Annotated in this window: 16 protein-coding genes; 9 read left to right on the top strand and 7 right to left on the bottom strand. The window is 39.7% G+C overall.

What is annotated here, in order from left to right:
- Nucleotides 1–50 precede the first annotated feature (50 nt).
- Nucleotides 51–923 (bottom strand): DUF2797 domain-containing protein, encoded by an 873-nt coding sequence (locus B9T23_RS05980; RefSeq protein WP_086193416.1) that lies wholly within the window; start codon nucleotides 921–923, stop codon nucleotides 51–53.
- A 34-nt stretch (nucleotides 924–957) separates the two neighbouring features.
- Between B9T23_RS05980 and B9T23_RS05975 the strand changes: the two genes are divergently transcribed.
- Nucleotides 958–1,428: a DUF6231 family protein gene (locus B9T23_RS05975; protein WP_086193415.1), complete on the top strand. Its 471-nt coding sequence runs from the start codon at nucleotides 958–960 to the stop codon at nucleotides 1,426–1,428.
- A gap of 110 nt (nucleotides 1,429–1,538) precedes the next feature.
- The gene (locus tag B9T23_RS05970; RefSeq protein ID WP_086193414.1) at nucleotides 1,539–2,207 is read left to right on the top strand and encodes a YidB family protein; all 669 of its coding nucleotides are present in this window, start codon (nucleotides 1,539–1,541) and stop codon (nucleotides 2,205–2,207) included.
- Between the two features lie 87 nt (nucleotides 2,208–2,294).
- On the opposite strand, the gene B9T23_RS05965 is transcribed toward B9T23_RS05970, so the two are convergent.
- Genes B9T23_RS05965 through B9T23_RS05955 form a run of 3 tightly spaced genes read right to left on the bottom strand, consistent with a single transcriptional unit; the run spans nucleotide 2,295 to nucleotide 4,271 of the window.
- Nucleotides 2,295–2,912 carry an OB-fold-containig protein gene (locus B9T23_RS05965; protein ID WP_086193413.1) on the bottom strand — a complete coding sequence of 206 codons (618 nt, stop codon included), beginning with the start codon at nucleotides 2,910–2,912 and terminating at the stop codon, nucleotides 2,295–2,297.
- 28 nt (nucleotides 2,913–2,940) lie between these two features.
- Entirely contained in the window at nucleotides 2,941–3,252 is a 312-nt protein-coding gene (locus B9T23_RS05960) for a Rieske (2Fe-2S) protein (protein WP_171255200.1), read from the bottom strand.
- Nucleotides 3,253–3,266: 14 nt separating this feature from the next.
- The gene (locus B9T23_RS05955; RefSeq protein WP_086193575.1) at nucleotides 3,267–4,271 is read right to left on the bottom strand and encodes an adenosine kinase; all 1,005 of its coding nucleotides are present in this window, start codon (nucleotides 4,269–4,271) and stop codon (nucleotides 3,267–3,269) included.
- Nucleotides 4,272–4,407: 136 nt separating this feature from the next.
- Here B9T23_RS05955 and B9T23_RS05950 point away from each other — a divergent pair, with 136 nt between their 5' ends.
- The 3 genes from B9T23_RS05950 (at nucleotide 4,408) to B9T23_RS05940 (ending at nucleotide 9,343) form a co-directional block, all read left to right on the top strand.
- A complete protein-coding gene (locus B9T23_RS05950) occupies nucleotides 4,408–4,857 on the top strand; it encodes a GNAT family N-acetyltransferase (RefSeq protein ID WP_086193412.1) in 450 nt (149 codons plus the stop codon).
- Nucleotides 4,858–5,224: 367 nt separating this feature from the next.
- The gene (locus tag B9T23_RS05945) at nucleotides 5,225–8,164 is read left to right on the top strand and encodes an insulinase family protein (protein WP_086193411.1); all 2,940 of its coding nucleotides are present in this window, start codon (nucleotides 5,225–5,227) and stop codon (nucleotides 8,162–8,164) included.
- A 24-nt stretch (nucleotides 8,165–8,188) separates the two neighbouring features.
- Nucleotides 8,189–9,343, top strand: a complete 1,155-nt coding sequence (locus tag B9T23_RS05940) for a phospholipase A (RefSeq protein WP_086193410.1) — start codon at nucleotides 8,189–8,191, stop codon at nucleotides 9,341–9,343.
- A gap of 385 nt (nucleotides 9,344–9,728) precedes the next feature.
- Here B9T23_RS05940 and B9T23_RS05935 read toward each other — a convergent pair whose 3' ends face one another.
- Together B9T23_RS05935 and B9T23_RS05930 are read right to left on the bottom strand one after the other, a co-directional pair.
- Nucleotides 9,729–11,069, bottom strand: coding sequence for a TrkH family potassium uptake protein (locus B9T23_RS05935; RefSeq protein ID WP_086193409.1), 1,341 nt, complete (start codon nucleotides 11,067–11,069; stop codon nucleotides 9,729–9,731).
- A 3-nt stretch (nucleotides 11,070–11,072) separates the two neighbouring features.
- Entirely contained in the window at nucleotides 11,073–11,723 is a 651-nt protein-coding gene (locus B9T23_RS05930; RefSeq protein WP_067724688.1) for a potassium channel family protein, read from the bottom strand.
- 326 nt (nucleotides 11,724–12,049) lie between these two features.
- Here B9T23_RS05930 and B9T23_RS05925 point away from each other — a divergent pair, with 326 nt between their 5' ends.
- On the top strand, nucleotides 12,050–12,595 hold the full coding sequence (locus B9T23_RS05925; RefSeq protein WP_086193408.1) for a hypothetical protein: 546 nt from the start codon (nucleotides 12,050–12,052) through the stop codon (nucleotides 12,593–12,595).
- Nucleotides 12,596–12,642: 47 nt separating this feature from the next.
- On the opposite strand, the gene ilvA is transcribed toward B9T23_RS05925, so the two are convergent.
- Nucleotides 12,643–14,181, bottom strand: coding sequence for a threonine ammonia-lyase, biosynthetic (ilvA, locus tag B9T23_RS05920; protein WP_086193407.1), 1,539 nt, complete (start codon nucleotides 14,179–14,181; stop codon nucleotides 12,643–12,645).
- Between the two features lie 107 nt (nucleotides 14,182–14,288).
- Between ilvA and rpiA the strand changes: the two genes are divergently transcribed.
- The 3 genes from rpiA (at nucleotide 14,289) to B9T23_RS05905 (ending at nucleotide 16,332) form a co-directional block, all read left to right on the top strand.
- Entirely contained in the window at nucleotides 14,289–14,960 is a 672-nt protein-coding gene (gene rpiA, locus B9T23_RS05915; RefSeq protein ID WP_086193406.1) for a ribose-5-phosphate isomerase RpiA, read from the top strand.
- A gap of 126 nt (nucleotides 14,961–15,086) precedes the next feature.
- Nucleotides 15,087–15,770, top strand: a complete 684-nt coding sequence (locus tag B9T23_RS05910) for a M48 family metallopeptidase (protein ID WP_086193405.1) — start codon at nucleotides 15,087–15,089, stop codon at nucleotides 15,768–15,770.
- Nucleotides 15,771–15,990: 220 nt separating this feature from the next.
- Complete coding sequence (locus B9T23_RS05905) at nucleotides 15,991–16,332, top strand: hypothetical protein (RefSeq protein WP_067724699.1); 342 nt, start codon at nucleotides 15,991–15,993, stop codon at nucleotides 16,330–16,332.
- The last annotated feature ends 76 nt before the right edge of the window (nucleotides 16,333–16,408 follow it).

Here is a 16,408-nt window from a genome sequence, read left to right as displayed (position 1 = left end):
AATAAAAAAACCTGCATTAATGCAGGTTTTTTTATCGGCTAAGTAAAGTTTTATTCAGCGCGTAGCTTAAGTTCATAGCCTGAGTATTTACGGATATTAATCACCCCGGTATCCAGGATCAGGTATTGACCTTTAATACCGAGTAGTTTTCCGCGAATCACTGGTGTCTTGTCCAGATTGTGCGATTTGATTTTCTCAGGATATTCATCTACTGGATAAACAAACTCACGTGGCAATTCGCTTTCCATGATTTCAACCGTTTCATTGAATTCCAGGTTTTGGCTGAATTCATCACGAATGGTTTGAATTTTCGGGGCAAATTCTTCAATCAGTTGCTCACGAACTTCAATCAAATCTAATGGCTCAGCTTCACCTTTCAGTAGTTTTCGCCAATCGGTCTTGTCTGCGACCTGTGTCCCAAACATGATTTCCAGTTGACCCGATAGACGGCGTGAACCCACTTTCATAATGGGTAGCGCTTGGGTTGCGCCTTGGTCGAGCCAACGTGTTGGCATTTGTCCCTGACGGGTGATGCCCACTTTTAAAGCGCTGGAATTGGCAAGGTACACAATATGCGGCTGGAAACAGACTTCATGCGCAAAACTATCTTCACGACACGTACCTAGGTGATAGTGACAAGTTTCTGGCTTCATGATGCACATGTCACATGAAGCTTTGGTTTTGAAGCATTTGTAGCAGTGACCTTGTGAGTATGATTTTGGAGTTTTACTTCCACAAGAAACACAATAAATATTGCCGGTCCACTCAATTTCGACTTCTTGTCCTAAACTAAATGGAAGATCAATTTTAGCGCGATCTAGCACAAATTTATATTCTACATTTGCCTTACGGGTCTGTTGATCAGTTACAATAGGGTCCTTTAGACCTGCATGCATTTTATGGCAAATGCCTTGTAGTTCCATGAAGAATACTCTCTCAAATAATAAGGATGCAGTTATGGCTGAACAAAATGTCATTGCTTCAATGCTAGACGATTTATCCAAAGAACAGCCTATTCAAACTGCATTATGTATTGGCCAAAATCTTGCACAATACGACAACAATCAATCAATTCAATGGCACTATTTTAACGTAATTGAGTTTTTAAATCTGCCTTTTACACAGCGATATGACTTGGGGTTGGTATTGCTTGATTCATCAGAGTTACTCGACATTTCTGATAATCAAAAATCACTATTGTTGGTCAAACTACGTGATTTGATGGCGAAGCGTATTGTGGTGGTGAGTCAGTTACACGATGAGAAATTATTACGTTCTTTAGGCTTTACCCAATTGATTGATAAAACCCAGCATGATAGCAATTTTGCTTTATGGCAATTTAATATCCTGACCTATAAGCATGTGCCGGACTGGTTTAATTCCAAGTTTTGGGCAAACCCAGAAAACTGGAATAAATTCCGCTGGTAAGATTCAAGCATTTATTGCTTTTCCAAATCTTGCAAAACTTAACAATTTGTCCTCATTCCTGGTTTTGAAAGCATCGTATGCTTTTCCTAAGCGAATAAAAGGATAATACGATGACAAACCTTAGCAATATTGTGGAAATGCTGGCGAAACAGGCTTTGGGTGGCAACCAGCAAAATCAGTCACAACCTCAATCACAACAAGGCGGTTTAGGTGGGATTTTGGGTTCCATCCTGGGACAGATGAGCGGAAACAATACGCAGCAACAATCTCAACTCAACCAGCAATCCCAACCGTCACAACAAGGTGGATTAGGTGAGATTTTGGGTTCGGTCCTGAGCCATCTAGGGGGTGGAAACCAACAAACTCAAAGCACACAACAAACAGGTAATGTTGGTGGTGGTGGTGCAAAAACATTATTGATTGCAGTGTTGCCTTTGGTTTTGGCATGGATTCAAAAGCAAGGGGGGATACAAGGTGCTTTGGATAAATTAAAAGGTCAGGGCTTAACCAGCCAAGTGGATGATTGGGTTTCGACTGGTCCGGGTGAAAATGCAAGTGTGGATCAACAACAGGTTCAAAGCTTATTTGATGAGCAGGACGTAGAAAAAGTGGCGGAAGAAGCGCATGTGCCTAAACAAGATATTTACAGTGCGATTTCAACGGTTTTACCACAAATTATTGATTCATTGACCCCACAAGGTGAACAGACCAATAAACAGGAAGCCAATGCGGATATTCAACAAGTCATGAACTTGGTTTCTGGCTTTCTTAAACGTTAAGATTTTGCTTTTTAAGACCAGTTGGGTTGCTGACTTGACTGGTTTTTTTATATCTAAAATTAATTTTAATGACTATTTACGTAAATGTTACTGATGGTTTTCCATGCTAAAGAGGGTGTTGGATTTTGATATTTTTTTAGCAATATAATGTGATTTTTTTAAGCGAATTAGAATAATCTGAGATTGAAATTCGAGTTCACCAAATTCAGGTTCAACCTGAACATAATGCAGTTGACCAAAGCTATCTCTAACCCGTGCCTGAGCAGAAAAGCCTGGGCGGGCATTGCCACTTGATATCGTAGCTAGACGTCCTAATAAACTGACTTGTTGTCTGGTGAACGTAGGTTTGATGACTTGATCAAGACAATGAATCATAAATACAGTGAAGAAAATTGCAATGATAAGTGCTGGGATCACTAAGTAAAAAGCGGGCAGAAATTCTTGTTGCTGGGTATAAACACACAGTTGAAGAAAATAGCCAGCAAAGCTGAAGTTCATCAGTAAAAACACCACAATCAGTGTTTTGGAAAATTTAACATTCAGCAGTGGGGATTCAGAGAGTTTCTTTGGAGACAATCTCTTTAGATATTGCGTAGGGCGAATATTAAAGTAATAGCCGATGGTTTCTGCCATGCTGAGTAAAACTAAAGCCAATAAACTTAAATGAAACGGGATTAAGTCATAGTTCTGTAAAAACTCAAGCATGGCAAGATTCCATTAAATTATGTTCTATTTATTCTTCGTTAAGGTAAATTCCACCATCAGAATGCACGTTGATCGCTACTTTTTCAAGTGATTGTCCTTGGCAAGGCCCAGAAATACATTCACCTGTCTCAACCAAAAACAGTGCTCCATGGGTAGAGCATTCGATGTATTCCTGATCACGATCCAGGAACTGGTTTTCTAAAAACTCCAGTTCCACCTGCAAGTGCGGACAGAGATTCTGATAGGCATAAAATGCACCATCACGCTGGGTAATAAAAATGGTATCACCATTCGGCGTTTCGTATGAACGCGCTTCACGTTCAGGAATTTCTTCCATCATCGCAATTTTAATCATTATGCACATTCCTTTTGGAAGTTGTTTAATAATTCCGCGTAATTTTCTACACTCAAACGTGGGCCGAATTGTGAAACGACTTCACTTGAAATCAAAATCGCCAATTCAGCAGCAGCTTTAAGGCTTAAACCTGCATTTAATGCGTAAAGGAAAGCACCCGCAAAAGCATCACCCGCACCATTGGCATCGACCGCTGTTACCTTGCGACCTGGAACTTTAAGGGTTTGCTCTGAATCAGAAATTAAAGCGCCTTCTGCAGATAATGTAATGACAGTGTATTTACTTTTCAATTGCAATTTAGCCAATGCAGCTTCAATTGAATCGGTTTCTGTATACATTAACGCTTCATGCTGATTGCAAAGTAATACATCTACGCCATCATCAAGCAATTCATCCAAACCTTGACGGGCATATTGCACCATTGCCGGATCAGATAAAGTTAATGCAATTTTTACACCATTAGCTTTGGCAATTTCACGTGCCTGTTTAACCGCTTGGCGTGCAGTGTCGCTGGTCGATAAATAACCTTCAATATAGAGCCATTTTGCTGTTTTTAACGGTTCAAAATTTATTTGCGCTTCACTGAGTTCTGCAGTAATACCGAGGAAAGTTTGCATAGTGCGTTCAGAATCAGGACTGACAAGAACCATACAGGTACCAGTCACACCATCACTGACTGATTTTTCAGTGGTTTGAATACCGGCTTCATTTAAGCCTTTTAAGTAAATACGACCTAACTCATCATTACCGACACGGCATCCATAAAATGCTTTACTGCCTAAAGCACTAAAAGCAACGGTGGTATTTGCAGCAGATCCGCCTGATGCTTGACCTTTGTATACTTGCGTTTCTTTTAAATTATTATATAAATTTGCTTGTGTTTCACCATCAGTCAACTGCATAGTGCCTTTTTGCAAATTTTGCTGAATAAGGAAATCGTCAGAGACTTTAAATTCTTGGTCGATTAATGCATTACCAATTGCAAAAAGATCAACAGTTGCCATGTCTTTCATTCACATTCAAAATAAAACGCTAAGTTTACACCAATGCTCATGATTGCTGTAGATTGATGAATAAAATTCAATATATGGCGGATTTATTCGTACAAAATGCATTATAGGAAAGGATTAGGAAGGTTAGATGAATATCACGATTGCTAAAGCTGAACAATTACCTGCACAAATCACAGAATTAGCCAAGCAAGCTCAGAAAGAAGGATTCCAGCTTATTGATCAGTTGATTGAAGAATATGAAAGTGGCAAAAACAGGTTTGATCAACCGGGGGAATTTCTTTTTTTTGTTTATGATGATGAGAAACTGATCGCCTGTGGTGGCTTAAATCAGCAATGGAATGAAAATGAAATTGATGCCCGTATTGGTCGTGTACGTCGTTTTTATGTATTGCCGAAATACCGTAAGCATGGTGTGGGTAAACAGCTTTTACAACATTTGGAAAAAAATGCCCGTGCAAATTTTTCCGCACTTTGTCTGAATACAGACACAAAATCTGCAGCAAATTTTTATCAGAAACAAAATTACGTCTTTGTTGAAAATCATCCAAATTATAGTTATTTCAAATATCTACTCTAGTTTAATCACATTTGGTCATGATGCTGTGGGGGTGCTATAGACTCATCAGCATTATGAACTATGTTCACTTCTAATTCCACGGATGAGTTTTTAATGGCTCCTGTGGATTTTATAAAATCAAAAAACAGCTTTAAATTCACTTTAAAACAGGTTTTAAAGACATAAAAATATTTTTGGATATGATTTAAAAAAATGGTAATAACTTGCTATTTTTTTTGCATTGAAAATCGTACTGATTTTGATTAAAAAAGAAGGACATTGAAACTAGACTGAAATGCTAGGAAATTCGTAACTGTACGAATCCATATAGTTCAAGATTCAGGTATAATCACAACATCTTATAAATATGTATACCTTAGGAGATCACATGACTGTAGATGTCACTGAAACCATTACTCAAACTGTTCATCCTGCGTTTCAGTTGATACGTCAACACCATGTTGAGGCCTTAGACGTTTTTGTGTCTGAATATAAACATAAAGTGACGGGTGCGACGCATTATCACCTTGCAAGTGATCTTGACGAAAATGTCTTTTTGGTGGCGTTCCGTACTCAACCAATGGATTCAAAGGGTGAGGCGCACATTTTAGAACATACCGCACTCTGTGGTTCTGAAAAATTCCCTGTCCGTGACCCATTCTTCCTGATGATTCGTCGTTCACTGAATACTTTTATGAATGCGTTTACCTCAGCTGATTGGACAGCCTATCCATTTGCAACGCAAAACAAAAAAGACTTTCAAAACTTACTGGAAGTGTATTTAGATGCTGCTTTTGCTGCGAATTTAAACGAACTGGATTTTGCTCAAGAAGGTATTCGTATTGAGCTAGAAAATGGCGAACCGGTTTATAAAGGCGTCGTGTTTAATGAAATGAAAGGAGCCATGAGCTCTCCTTCAGATCAGCTGTATCATCAATTGGCGCATCATTTATTCCCGAAAACCACCTATCATTACAATTCAGGTGGTGATCCTAAAGATATTCCAGATTTAACTTATCCAGAGTTAGTTAATTTCTATAAATCACATTACCATCCAAGTAATGCGGTGTTTATGACTTTTGGCAATGAATCTGCCTATCACTTGCAAGAACAATTTGAAACTTTGGCCTTGTCTAAATTTGAGAAAGGTCAAACGCTGCATTCAACACCTGAAACACGTTTAACTGCACCGGTTGAAGTCACAGAAACTTATGCTGTAGATGCAGAAGATTTAACAGATAAAACCTATCACGTGATTTCATGGTTATTACCTGAAGCGAGCGATATTAAACTGCGCTTAGGCATGCGTCTGGTTGAAGGGATTTTGCTTGAAGATTCTGCTTCGCCCTTGCTTCATTACCTCGAAACCTGTGATTATGCACAATCTACCGGTCCACTTATGGGCGTAGATGATTCAAACTTTGAAATGACTTTCTTCTGTGGCGTGCAAGGTTCAAATCCTGAACATGCGCAAGAATTCAAAGAGGGCGTATTCAAAATTCTGCAAGATGTTGCCTCTAAACCTGTTGATTCTGCAATGGTCGATGCCATTTTGCATCAGATTGAATTGCATCAGCGTGAAATCAATGGCGACGGTATGCCATATGGTTTAAGCCTGATTTTGAATGGTTTAGGCAGTGTGATTCATCACAGTGACCCGATTCATGTTTGGGATGTGGATACCGCGATTGAGCAAGTTAAAGAAGAACTCAAGGATCCAATGTGGTTGTCGAATCTGATTCAAGAACATTTGCTTGATAATACCCATCGTGTGCAGATGACTTTAGTACCTGATGCAACGAAATCTGCGAAGGAAGCTGAAGCTGAAAAAGCACGTTTGGCTGAAATTGGTGCCAAACTGACTGATGAGCAAAAAGCTGAAATCATTCAGCAAACTGAAGCGTTAAAAGTTCGTCAAGATACGCCAGATGATATGAACTTGTTGCCAAAAGTGGGTCTCGAAGATGTGCCTGCGGATCTGCATATTGTGCAAGGTCAATTACGCGAAATTATCAGTAATAATTACGATACGCCTTTGAATTTGTACCATGCAGGTACCAATGGTATTTACTATCAACAAGTGACGGTTAAAATTCCAGATGAAGTGGTGCAGTCACCATATTTCACCTTGTTGTCTGTATTGTTGGGTGAAGTCGGCGCTGGTGAGTACGATTATCTTGAGCTTCAGCAACTGCAAACAGCGGTCAGCGGTGGCGTTGGGATGGGGGCATCTTTACGCTCTAAAGTGGATGACAAAAATAAAATCAGCGCATGGTTAACCTTGACCACCAAATCGTTGGTGAATAATTTTGAAGCGATCCGTATATTGAAGTTGGCATTTGAACAACTGCGTTTTGATGAAAAAGACCGTATTATTGAATTATTGCAACAACGTAAAACTCGTTGGCAATCACGTATTTCAGGTTCAGGTCATAGTTATGCAATGCAAATTGCATCGCGTAATTGCAGTGCTTTAGCACAGCGTGATTACCAAAATACCGGCTTGGGTGCACTGAACTGGTTAGGTGACTTGGTTGCTAAAATTGAAAATGACGAAGCTGCATATGATGCTTTGATTGCGGAATTAAAAGCCATTCATCGTTTACTTTTACAAGCACCGAAACAATTCTTGTTGGTCTGTGAAGAACATCAATCTGATCGTTTGATTGAAGAAATTCAAGATGTTTGGGACAAGTTGGCCGTTGATAAAACACCGGTAGAATTAACGACAATTTTCACAGAAAATAGCAATAAAGACGAAGCATGGTTAATTCAGGCCAATGTTCAATTCTGTGCTTCCGCTTATCCTGCAGTTGAAGTATCTCATCCTGATGCAGCGCCGTTAATGGTGTTGGCTGCATACTTACGTAATGGCTTCTTGCATAGTGCGATTCGTGAAAAAGGTGGGGCTTACGGTGGTGGTGCGAGTTATGACGGCAATGCATGTTCGTTCCGTTTTTATAGCTATCGTGATCCGCGCTTGGCAGAAACATTTAAAGACTTTGAAGCAAGTATTGACTGGTTGTTGAATACCGAGCATCTAGAGCATCAACTTGAAGAAGCAATTTTAGGCTTGGTTGCAAGCATGGATAAACCGGGTTCTCCTGCGGGTGAAGCGATTAGTGCTTGCTATGCTTTATTACATGCACGTACGCCGGCAGTTCGAAAACAATTGCGTGCACGTTTACTTGCCGTGACTCTGGATGATTTAAAACGCGTTGCAGAACAATATCTAGTTCAGCAAAAACCAGTGAAAGCTGTGGTTGCACCCGTTGCGAAACGTGACACTTTGGTTGAACTTGGCTTTGATATCAAACAAGTAAACTAAAAGAATAAACTGAGGTAAGACCCTATGGCGTTCAAAACAATTGAACGCACTACTTTGCAACTGAGCATGATCATGCTCAGTTCATTGTATGTGACGAATGTAAATGCAGTAAGTCCCGAATCTTCAATTACACCGGCAAGTCCTGAAGCCTGTGTGGCATTGGAATCCAATGCAGATCGTTTAGCTTGTTACGATACTTTGTTTAAAGTTCCTGAGGCTGATAAAATACCGCTGCTTTCAGAACGTCAGGCAGCAAATGAAATGGCGCCTAAATCGACTGAACCAGCAACGATTAAAGAAAAAATCAGTCAGGGAGTCAGTAATCTGTTTGCTGTTGAAGGTCCGAAAATTGACCCAAATCGGTCATTGCTGGATAAGCGTTGGGAATTATCTTCCGACAGTAAACTCGGTACCTGGAATATTCGTGCCCATCAGCCGGTTTATCTCATGCCAGGATTTTGGACTTCTGATAAAAATGAACGTCCTTCAAGCCCGAATGAAAATAATACGGTTCAAGTGGGTGATGAGCAAAATCTGAAATCGATGGAAGCAAAATTCCAGTTATCATTAAAAACCAAAGCAGTTGAAAACCTGTTTGGTGACAATGGTGATATCTGGTTCGGTTATACGCAATCATCACGTTGGCAGGTCTATAACGCAGATGAATCTCGTCCATTCCGTGAAACCAACTATGAACCTGAAGCCAGTCTGATTTTTCGGACCAATTATGAAATCTTGGGTTTAAATGCACGTTTACTGGGTTTGACGTTAAACCATCAGTCCAATGGTCGAGCAGATCCTTTATCGCGTAGCTGGAATCGGGTGATTTTTAATCTTGGTTTTGAGCGAGATAACTTTGCGTTAATGGTGCGTCCTTGGTATCGCATTGAAGAAACTGCCAAAGATGATAACAATCCTGACATTAAAAATTATATTGGTCGTGGTGATTTAACTGCATTCTACCGCAAGAATGATCATGAATTTTCACTTATGCTGCGTCATTCGCTTAAAGGCGGTGATGATGCACATGGTGCTGCTCAGTTTGATTGGGCATTCCCCATTAGTGGGAAATTACGCGGACACTTTCAGTTGTTTGATGGTTATGGTGAAAGCCTTATTGATTATAACCACCGTGCGACCTATGTTGGTCTAGGTGTGTCATTGATGAATTGGTATTAAAATTTATTCAAGCATCATAAAAAAAACCACTCCATAGAGTTAATGCCAGTCAGTTAAGAAATTGGCTGGCATTTTCTATTTTGAATTCATCATGTTATTTGATACGCGGATACGTTATTCGCAACTGTTTGAGGCAGGATTACATTAAGAAGTTACTGTTTCTGCGATGGATTTGCTACTCGGTGGTAGTGGACGAGTTTTGCGAATGACAAATGCTTTTGGTTCTTTTGGCTAAACAAAAGAACTGATGAACTCCAAATATTTGATTTTAAAAAATAAGACTCCGCTGTGAATAATCCAAAAGCTAAGGAGTTTATGGTCAAATCCCTTAACTGATCAGCATTACTCCATAGAGTGGTTTTTTTACATCGAAAATTAATCACAGTTAACCAATTTGAATATCTGCCGGTGGGTGTTTCAAGCGACTCTTTTTAGGCGTGGCAATCAGGTAGGCTAAAGTAAGCGGTCCTAAACGACCTGCAAACATCAGCAAGATTAAAGCAATCAAGCTTGCAGGTTGAAGTTCACTGGTCACCCCACGGGATAAGCCTACGGTACAGGCGGCAGAAACCGCTTCAAAGAGTAAATCCAGAAAGTCTTTTTCTGGTTCTAAGATGAGCAGGGTGAAAAATCCAAAAAAGATTAAAATGGCCGTTATTGAAACGACGGCTAAAGCTTTAAATGAGGTGGTCTTGGAAACGGAATGATTAAAGACCCGCAATTCTTCAGAACGGCGTAAAAAAGTGATGACGCTTAAAACCACAATAATAAAGGTGCCGACTTTAATGCCACCTGCAGTACTTAATGAACCACCGCCAATAAACATCAGGATCATGGTGACTAGGGTTGAAGCATCGGTCATGCTGGACATATCCAGACTATTAAAACCTGATGAGCGTGGAACAGTTGCATGGAACCATGAATTTAGAGCTTGATCACCCAGACTCATGCTAGAAAGTGTTAGCGGATTGTTGGCCTCTAATGCCCAAATGACGATAAAGGCAAACAAGTTTAACCCTGCGATGGTGGAGAGTATTAATTTGCTATTGGTACTTAATTTTTTCCAGCGATGCGCACGTTTAATATCCATGAGGACCACAAAGCCAATTCCGCCAATAATGTAGAGCATGCTGATGGTAAAAGTAATCAAGTAATGGTCTGCAAAGCTCATTAAACTATTCGGAAAAAGGGAAAAGCCACCGTTATTAAAAGCAGAAACACTGTAAAAAGCGGCATAGAAAAAGGCGCGGGTAAACTCATATTCCTGCATCCAGGCAATGGTCAGAATAACCGTGCCCATAGCTTCAAAAAATAAGGAATATAAAAGCACGCCTTTAATGGTGAAAGACACTTTGGCCAGACTGGTTTGACCAATGGTTTCCTGCGCCATGACTTGCTGTTTTAATTTGATGTTGGAAGACAGGCTTAATGCAGCAAGGATGGCAAAAGTCATAAAACCTAAGCCACCAATCTGCAGCAAAAGCATAATCACGATTTGACCAAAGGTGGTATAGGCTTCCCCGACATTGACCACGGAAAGCCCGGTAATGGTCACGGCAGAGGTGGAGGTAAACAGGGCATTGAGCCAGCTTAATTCCCCATGATGTGAAATGGGCAGTTTAAGTAATAATGTACCTGCAAAAATAAAACTTAAGAACCCTAAGGCAAGTAAGCTGGGAGGGCTTAGATTGACGGTATGATGGTTTTTATTTTGCGCTTGATTCATATTTTATTTAAACCGGGCAGACAGTTTTCGTAATGGTTCAAGTTCACCTTCAACCACTAAGATATCACCTTCTTGCAGAATTAAATTGGGATCAATGCTATATATAATTTCCTTGCCGCGTTTGTGCAGAATCGTTTTGATCCCTGAGCCATGATCCATCAGATGATGAAAGCGCTCACCCTTTTGATTTGCCTTGATTTCAATTTTAACGATGAAATGGTTATCTTCTATACCCATATAACGACTAACCATCGGGTAGCTTAAAGACTGGGCCACGCGGGTACCCATATCTTCTTCTGGATGAATGATTTTATTCACGCCAAGATGGGTCAAAATCATGTGATGGGCTTTGGATTTAGCCTTGGCCCAAATCTTGTTCATGCCCATGTTTTTCAGATGCAGGACACATAAAATACTGGCTTCTATGTCCTCACCAATCGCAACCACGACGGCTTCACAGTTTTGAATATTCAGTTCTTTGAGCACATGTTCATCGGTGGCATCTGCAATCACAGCATGAGTGATTTGATCTGAAATGCTTTCAACATTTCTTTTGTTGTTGTCGATACCAATCACATCGTGATTTAAGTTCACCAGTTGGGTTGCAACGGTGGCACCAAAACTACCTAAACCAATGACTGTAAATAGTGCCATCCAGAGTATTCCTTATCCATTTTTATGTGGTTTTGATTCATAAAGTGTATGCAACTATAAACTCATTTTATAATTTTATTATTCATTCAGCTATCAGGCTTACAAAATTATATATAACAAAGGTTTATTTCTAAGAGGGCATAATCGCATGTAGGCAATATCAATATGCATGATTTTATAAATTATTGAATTTTTACTGCTTAATCATTTGAGGGAATTTTGAGGGTATAAAAGAATGATTGTGCTCATTGCATAACGTCACAAAAACTTCAAATAACCTGTATATAATTTGCTCAGATAATTTTCTATTTTTATAGTGAATTAAAATGGATGATAAAAAGATCTTTCAGATATTGCAGGGATGGTTTCCGCTGCTGGAACAACGGGAAATCCCAAAGAAGAAACACAGGCATACCTTTCAGCAATTTCTGGCGTGGATGGCAGCTGAAAAAGTGGCTAACCATTTCCAAGCTTATTTAATGTCTGTTGATTCTGAAAACCCTCATGAAAATGGGCTGGAGCGATGTGCTATTTTGCAGCACATGAATATTGATATGGGTTTAACCCAGCAACAAATTCGTAAAAGAACCACGCCTTTATATGAGCATTATAAGAAGCATAAAGAGGTCATTGGGAAATATTACAATGTGAATGCGCAAGCTTTTGATATTGTTTTTGAAGAAATTTTTACTTTTTTAGAGTCTAAAAATTTAGAATTATTAATCATTTATGCAGATACGGCGTATTGGATGGCAGTTCCGAATGAGGATGTTAAAATCCATAAATTCTGTAAGTCTTTCTCGAAGCAATTTAAGGATGAAGGGATTTGTATAGAACACTATATAAAACTGGACTGTTTAAGATCGACTTAAAAACTCAAAAAAGAGCCATTCACTTGCTCTTTTTTGATGTTTGAGTCTTATTTTAAGAAACGCTGATAACCCAGGTTGTTGGTAATTTCTGCATATGGATAAGTAATACTTTCCAATGTTTCGATTAAACCATCTGGATTCTGTTTCGCATCGCTTGCTTCTAAGCCAACCAGTACACGACCTTCCGCTGCACCGTGATTACGGTAGTGGAATAGGGTGATGTTATGCGTTGGACCTAGGCGTTCCAAGAAAGTCAGTAATGCACCTGGACGTTCCGGGAACTCGACACGGAATAAACGCTCATTTTCGATATCAGCATGGCCACCAACCAAATAACGGATATGCAGTTTTGCAACTTCATCATCAGACAAGTCATCAACATCATATTGCGTTGCCAAGGTGGCATAAATGTCGTGACGTTCTTTTTCACCACCTTTTAAGCTAATGCCGACAAACACTTGAGCAGCACTGGAAGTACTAGCACGATAGTTGAATTCAGTGATGTTACGACCTTGCAAGGCACGGCAGAAGTTTAGGAATGAACCTTTTTCTTCAGGAATGGTCACTGCAAAAATGGCTTCTTTACGTTCACCGAGTTCAGTACGTTCGGCAATATAACGTAGGCGGTCAAAGTTCATGTTGGCACCGCAAACAATCGACACCATGTTTTTATTTTCTAAGCCATGTTCAGCCACATATTTTTTGATCCCTGCAAGTGCCATGGCACCAGAAGGTTCAACAATACTACGGCATTCATCGTAGGTATCTTTAATGGCTGCACAGATTTCGTCAGTGTTGACCAAGACGACGTCACGTTCAACAATTGGACCTGAGTTATCCGATTTTTGCAGGCGAATCACATCAAATGGTTTTGCACCGATTTGAGCAACCGCAGTACCGTCAGCAAATAAACCTACCGATGGCAGAATCACACGTTCATTGGCTTCAAAAGCAGCTTTTAAACACGCTGATTCATCATATTCCACAGGAATGACTTTTACGTGTGGAGCAACATCGCCCAAGTAAGCAGCAACACCGGCAATTAAACCGCCACCGCCAACTGCAACGAATACATATTCCACATCGCGCCATTGACGTAAAATTTCATTGGCGATGGTGCCTTGACCGGCCATCACCAGTTCATCGTCATAAGGAGGAATAAAAGTCATGCCTTCATCTTGCGCACACTGAATGGCATATTTATTGGCAACGTCAAAAGAATCGCCATGTAATACCACTTCACCACCCAGGCGTTTTACTGCTTGGACTTTAATGTCAGGTGTCGTTTTAGGCATCACGATAATGGCGCGAATTCCCAGTTTTTGACCAGATAACGCCACACCTTGCGCATGGTTACCTGCTGAAGCCGTAATAACGCCACGTTCCAACTGAGATTTCGGTAATTGACTAATACGGTTATAAGCACCGCGTAGTTTAAAGGAAAAGACAGGTTGTAAATCTTCGCGTTTAAAGCGAATGTTATTGTTTAGCTTTTCACTAATTCGTGGCGCTGCTTCGAGTGGAGTTTCGATTGCAACGTCATACACCGTTGCTTGTAATATTTGTCGAACCAAACGAGACAGCATGTTAATTTTCCATCTAACAGTTTAAAATAGGCCTTTATTGTAACAAACCCCTGTACATTTGGGCTGAATAATCAGCAACAAATGTCAAAAAATAGTTGAGCCAAGTTATGAGTCTGTATGCGACCCAAGATGAAAAGAAACAAGCTGCTGCGAAAGCTGCTTTAAAGCACTTGCCTAAAGGCGGGATTTTGGGTGTAGGTACAGGAAGTACTGTGAACTTCCTCATTGAATTATTACCAGAATTGCAATTGGAAGCTGCGGTTGCAAGTTCTGAAGCGACAGCACAACGTCTTAAAAAATTAGGCATTGAAGTTGTCGATATGAACTCTGTAGGCGGCTTGGATGCTTATGTAGATGGCGCTGATGAAATTGACCGTCACATGCATATGATTAAAGGCGGCGGTGCTGCACTGACTCGTGAAAAAATTGTCGCTTCAATTGCGAAAAAATTCGTTTGTATCGTAGATGACTCTAAATGGGTTGAGCAATTGGGTCATGATTTCCCATTACCTGTAGAAGTCATTCCAATGGCGCGTTCTGCGGTAGCCCGTAAAATTGTGTCTCTAGGTGGTGATCCGGTTTATCGTGAAGGTGTAATTACTGATAACGGTAACGTAATTTTAGATGTGCATAACTTCAATATTTTGAATGCGCTTGAACTTGAGAAAACCCTCAATAACATTCCGGGTGTGGTGTGTAACGGTATCTTTGCGATTAATAAAGCGGATATTGCTGTTGTTGCAACTGATAATGGTATTGAAGAGCGTACTGCGGTTTAATTTAAATACTCCCTCTAAAATCCCCCTTTTATAAAGAGAGACTTCGAAGCCTAACTGTATAAAAGCACGGTTTTCTCCCTCCTTTGAAAAAGGAGGGGTGGGGAGAATTCTAAGAATAAAAGAAAAATGACTCTAAACGAATTACCTGAAATCCAAATTATTCGAAACGTCAGATCGACGCGTTTACGCTTACGTGTTGAGCCGACTCAGATCCGTTTAACTGCACCAGTATTGTACTCTAAACGACAAATTCAAAATTTTATAGATCAGTCTGAGCAATGGCTGATTCAAACCTGGCAGAAACAACAAGAAAAAATTATTCAAATAGACAAGACTTTACCGAATGAATTACAGCTGTTTAATTTAGATCAATCAGTTGTAATAACTTATCAAAGCCAAAAGCATTGTTTTATTTTTGATGATGAAAATTTACAGCTATTCATCAGTGATCGTCAGCCTGAACAGTATTTAAAAGCATTTGTAATAGCCTATGCAAAGCAGCACCTTCCTCTTTATTTGGAGGAGGTGAGTCAAGCAAGTAGTTTAAGTTTTGGCAAATGTGCGATTCGTCAACCTAAAACACGTTGGGGGAGTTGTACCTCCAAGCATGACATTATGTTGAATAGTGGTTTGGTATTATTTCCGAAGCATATTACCCGTTATGTATGCGTACATGAATTGGCACATACCAAGCATTTTGATCATAGCCCGCATTTTTGGGCGGAAGTTCACAAGCATGATGCCAATTTTCAACAGCATCGTAAAATTCTAAAAAGTAGTCCAATGCCATATTGGTGGTATTCATCATAGAATAATATTTTAATTATTAAATTTAATGAGTTGTGTTAGGTATATAAATATAAAGTTAAATCTTAACTTTTAAAATACTGTCTGGCATAGAGGTAAAAATTAGGATTAAAATTTAATTTATTTGCTGGAATTTATAATGTGGAACTTAATAAAAAATGATTTATGAAAGAGTCTATTCTTTTTAGTTATCGGCCCAGTACAATGCAGTTATCATAATTATGTGAACTGGCAAGTTGCCAAAGTCGCTGTGGAGATTGAATTGGAAATTTGTATTGAAACACCAGACAAAGAGACTTGGGATAAAGCTCAACAGGCATGCTTTAAGCGTGGATGGGACTGGGAGAGAGAAGAATGGCCTGAGTGGGATGAAGAAACGGGCAAGGATGTATGGAAAGAAGATCCTGAATTTACATTAAATAATGATAGCTGGGATGAAACAGTGACTCATCTTTGTGTGGTAGAAGGAATCTTGTGCACCAATAATATTGAAGATGGTGATCCGACGGAAGATGGCTATAAATTAATGAGTATTAAAGATTTAGAAAATCTAGACGTTAAATAATATCCCAAAAGCCTCAACTCATCATATTTAATACAAGCCCTATTCATTAATGAACTGGGCTTTTTTAATGTCTGGG

The organism is Acinetobacter terrae (assembly GCF_002135195.1).
In the GTDB taxonomy this organism is placed as follows: domain Bacteria; phylum Pseudomonadota; class Gammaproteobacteria; order Pseudomonadales; family Moraxellaceae; genus Acinetobacter; species Acinetobacter terrae.
The sequence above is the reverse complement of the archived record's forward strand: the minus strand, read 5'-3'. Positions and strand labels throughout refer to the sequence as shown.

Excerpts from the sequence above, each read along its gene's own strand:
- B9T23_RS05940 (WP_086193410.1), top strand. The coding sequence starts at position 8,189 with ATGGCGTTCAAAACAATTGAACGCACTACTTTGCAACTGAGCATGATC.
- B9T23_RS05970 (WP_086193414.1), top strand. The coding sequence starts at position 1,539 with ATGACAAACCTTAGCAATATTGTGGAAATGCTGGCGAAACAGGCTTTG.
- B9T23_RS05930 (WP_067724688.1), bottom strand. The coding sequence starts at position 11,723 with ATGGCACTATTTACAGTCATTGGTTTAGGTAGTTTTGGTGCCACCGTT.
- B9T23_RS05980 (WP_086193416.1), bottom strand. The coding sequence starts at position 923 with ATGGAACTACAAGGCATTTGCCATAAAATGCATGCAGGTCTAAAGGAC.
- B9T23_RS05975 (WP_086193415.1), top strand. The coding sequence starts at position 958 with ATGGCTGAACAAAATGTCATTGCTTCAATGCTAGACGATTTATCCAAA.
- rpiA (WP_086193406.1), top strand. The coding sequence starts at position 14,289 with ATGAGTCTGTATGCGACCCAAGATGAAAAGAAACAAGCTGCTGCGAAA.
- ilvA (WP_086193407.1), bottom strand. The coding sequence starts at position 14,181 with ATGCTGTCTCGTTTGGTTCGACAAATATTACAAGCAACGGTGTATGAC.
- B9T23_RS05925 (WP_086193408.1), top strand. The coding sequence starts at position 12,050 with ATGGATGATAAAAAGATCTTTCAGATATTGCAGGGATGGTTTCCGCTG.
- B9T23_RS05960 (WP_171255200.1), bottom strand. The coding sequence starts at position 3,252 with ATGATGGAAGAAATTCCTGAACGTGAAGCGCGTTCATACGAAACGCCG.
- B9T23_RS05950 (WP_086193412.1), top strand. The coding sequence starts at position 4,408 with ATGAATATCACGATTGCTAAAGCTGAACAATTACCTGCACAAATCACA.
- B9T23_RS05910 (WP_086193405.1), top strand. The coding sequence starts at position 15,087 with ATGACTCTAAACGAATTACCTGAAATCCAAATTATTCGAAACGTCAGA.
- B9T23_RS05935 (WP_086193409.1), bottom strand. The coding sequence starts at position 11,069 with ATGAATCAAGCGCAAAATAAAAACCATCATACCGTCAATCTAAGCCCT.
- B9T23_RS05955 (WP_086193575.1), bottom strand. The coding sequence starts at position 4,271 with ATGGCAACTGTTGATCTTTTTGCAATTGGTAATGCATTAATCGACCAA.
- B9T23_RS05965 (WP_086193413.1), bottom strand. The coding sequence starts at position 2,912 with ATGCTTGAGTTTTTACAGAACTATGACTTAATCCCGTTTCATTTAAGT.
- B9T23_RS05945 (WP_086193411.1), top strand. The coding sequence starts at position 5,225 with ATGACTGTAGATGTCACTGAAACCATTACTCAAACTGTTCATCCTGCG.